The organism is Streptomyces capoamus (assembly GCF_014654935.1).
GTDB classification, from domain to species: Bacteria; Actinomycetota; Actinomycetes; order Streptomycetales; family Streptomycetaceae; genus Streptomyces; species Streptomyces capoamus.
Genome location: NZ_BNBF01000013.1, coordinates 6,767 through 10,129 on the forward strand (window position 1 = coordinate 6,767; position 3,363 = coordinate 10,129).

At 68.0% G+C, this 3,363-nt stretch carries 1 protein-coding gene; it reads left to right on the forward strand.

The annotated features are described in order from the left end of the window. Positions 1–3,155: HAMP domain-containing protein (locus tag IE312_RS41070; protein ID WP_229900224.1), on the forward strand; the 3,155-nt coding region annotated here is incomplete at its 5' end. Positions 3,156–3,363 lie beyond the last annotated feature (208 nt).

Here is a 3,363-nt window from a genome sequence, read left to right on the forward strand (position 1 = left end):
TGAACTTCATGGCGAACAACCTGACCATCCAGGTGCGCAACATCGCCGAGGTGACGACGGCGGTCGCCAAGGGCGACCTGTCGAAGAAGATCACCGTTGACGCGAAGGGCGAGATCCTGGAGCTGGTCACCACGGTCAACACCATGGTCGACCAGCTGTCGAGCTTCGCCGAGCAGGTGACCCGGGTGGCCCGTGAGGTGGGCACCGAGGGCATCCTGGGCGGTCAGGCGCACGTACCGGGTGTGACCGGCATCTGGAAGGACCTGAGCAACAACGTCAACCTGATGGCCAACAACCTGACCATGCAGGTGCGGAACATCTCGCAGGTGGCCGCCGCGGTCGCCAACGGTGACCTGACGCGGCAGGTGACGATCGAGGCGCGCGGTGAGGTGGCGCAGCTCGCCGACACCATCAACACCATGGTCAAGACGCTGAGTTCGTTCGCCGACCAGGTGACCAAGGTGGCGCGCGAGGTGGGCACGGACGGCATCCTGGGTGGTCAGGCGCACGTGCCCGGTGTGGCCGGCACCTGGAAGGACCTCACCGAGTCGGTGAACCAGATGGCGTCCAACCTGACCGGTCAGGTGCGCAACATCGCCATGGTGACCACGGCCATCGCCAAGGGCGACTTGACCAAGAAGATCGACATTGACGCCCGCGGTGAAATCCTCGAACTGAAGACGACGATCAACACCATGGTCGATCAGCTGTCCAGCTTCGCCGAGGAGGTCACACGCGTGGCCCGCGAGGTGGGTACGGAGGGCCAGCTGGGCGGGCAGGCACGGGTGCGGGACGTCGACGGGACCTGGCGCGACCTGACCGAGTCGGTGAACGAGATGGCCGGGAACCTGACCCGTCAGGTGCGGGCCATCGCGCGCGTGGCGACCGCGGTGACCCGCGGCGACCTGAACCTGAAGATCGACGTGGACGCGTCCGGCGAGATCCAGGAACTGCAGGACTACATCAACAAGATGATCGCCAACCTGCGCGACACCACGATCGCCAACAAGGAGCAGGACTGGCTCAAGGGCAACCTGGCCCGTATCTCGGCCCTGATGCAGGGCCGCCGGGACCTAGAGGACGTGGCCTCGCTGATCATGAGCGAGCTGACGCCGGTGGTGTCCGCGCAGCACGGGGCGTTCTTCCTGGCGATGCCGCTGATGGAGGGCAAGGACGTCGGCAACGGCGAGGACGACTACGAGCTGCGGATGCTGGGTTCGTACGGCTACTCGATGGGCTCCATGCCGACGTCGTTCCGGCCCGGTGAGGCGCTGATCGGCACGGCCGCCCAGGAGAAGCGCACGATCCTGGTGGACCGGGCGCCCAGCGGCTACCTGAAGATCTCCTCGGGGCTCGGCGAGGCGCCGCCCGCGCAGGTGATCGTGCTGCCGGTGCTGTTCGAGGGCAACGTGCTCGGCGTGATCGAGCTGGCGTCCTTCACGCCGTTCACGCACATCCAGAAGGACTTCCTCAACCAGATCGCCGAGATGATCGCGACCAGCGTCAACACCATCTCGGTGAACACCAAGACCGAGCAGCTGCTCAAGCAGTCGCAGGAGCTGACCGAGCAGCTGCGGGAGCGGTCGGCCGAGCTGGAGAACCGGCAGAAGGCGCTGCAGGCCTCCAACGCGGAACTGGAGGAGAAGGCCGAGCTGCTGGCCCGGCAGAACCGGGACATCGAGGTGAAGAACACCGAGATCGAGGAGGCCCGGCAGGTCCTGGAGGAGCGTGCCGAGCAGCTCGCGGTCTCGATGCGCTACAAGAGCGAGTTCCTCGCCAACATGTCGCACGAGCTGCGCACCCCGCTCAACTCGCTGCTCATCCTGGCGAAGCTGCTCGCGGACAACGCCGAGGGCAACCTCTCGCCGAAGCAGGTGGAGTTCGCCGAGACCATCCACGGCGCCGGCTCCGACCTGCTCCAGCTGATCAACGACATTCTGGACCTGTCGAAGGTCGAGGCGGGCAAGATGGACGTCTCGCCGACGCGTATCGCGCTGGTCCAGCTCGTGGACTACGTCGAGGCCACGTTCCGGCCGCTGACCGCGGAGAAGGGCCTGGACCTGTCCGTGCGGGTGTCCCCGGAGCTGCCGGCCACCCTGCACACCGACGAGCAGCGGCTGCTGCAGGTGCTGCGCAACCTGCTGTCCAACGCGGTGAAGTTCACCGACTCCGGATCGGTGGAGCTGGTGATCCGGCCGGCGGCCGCGGACGTTCCGGCGGGCATCCGCGAGCAGCTGCTGGAGGCCGGTTCGCTGACGGATCCGGACGGGCCGCTGATCGCGTTCTCGGTGACGGACACCGGTATCGGCATCGCGGCCAGCAAGATGCGGGTGATCTTCGAGGCGTTCAAGCAGGCGGACGGCACCACGAGCCGCAAGTACGGCGGCACCGGACTGGGGCTGTCGATCTCGCGGGAGATCGCGCAGCTGCTCGGCGGCGAGATCCACGCGCAGAGCGAACCGGGCCGCGGCTCGACGTTCACGCTGTACCTGCCGCTGCACCCGAGCGAGCTGCCGCCGCAGGGCTACCAGCAGTCCGTGCCCGCGCTGGAGGCGGGTGACCTGGTCGCCGCCGCCGAGGCGCGGCTGGCGTCGGAGCTGTCCGCGGCGGAGATCGAGACGCCGGCCGAGGTGAAGTCGTACCGGGAGACGCAGAACGGCCCGGCCGCGCTCTTCCGGCGCCGGCGGCGGAGCCTGCCGCAGGAGGCGCCGCGGCCCGAGCAGTGGACGGCCGTCCCGGAGCAGGAGCACGCGCCGCAGCAGGGCCGCGCGGTGCGCTTCGGCGGCGAGAAGGTGCTGATCGTGGACGACGACATCCGCAACGTGTTCGCGCTCACCAGCGTGCTGGAACAGCACGGCCTGTCGGTGCTGTACGCCGAGAACGGCCGTGAGGGCATCGAGGTGCTGGAGCAGCACGACGACGTGGCGGTCGTCCTGATGGACATCATGATGCCCGAGATGGACGGGTACGCGACGACCACCGCGATCCGCAGGATGCCGCAGTTCGCGGGCCTGCCGATCATCGCGCTGACGGCGAAGGCGATGAAGGGCGACCGGGAGAAGGCGATCGAGTCGGGCGCCTCCGACTACGTCACCAAGCCGGTCGATCCCGACCACCTGCTGTCGGTGATGCGCCAGTGGATGAGGGCCCAGTGAGCGTGACCGGCCCCGCGGGCGGGCACCCGGCACGTGCCGGGGGAACTTCCGGCGGGTGCCGGGAGTTGCTGCATGATGGAGGCCGGAGACGCACGGAATCCCGTATTCCGGGAACTGTGCGGGGACGGGCCGCGTTTCCGGTACGTGCACAGTGACATCGCGGTGACAGGGTGTGTCGACGGGCGGGGTGCGGCTACGATGACCGGCA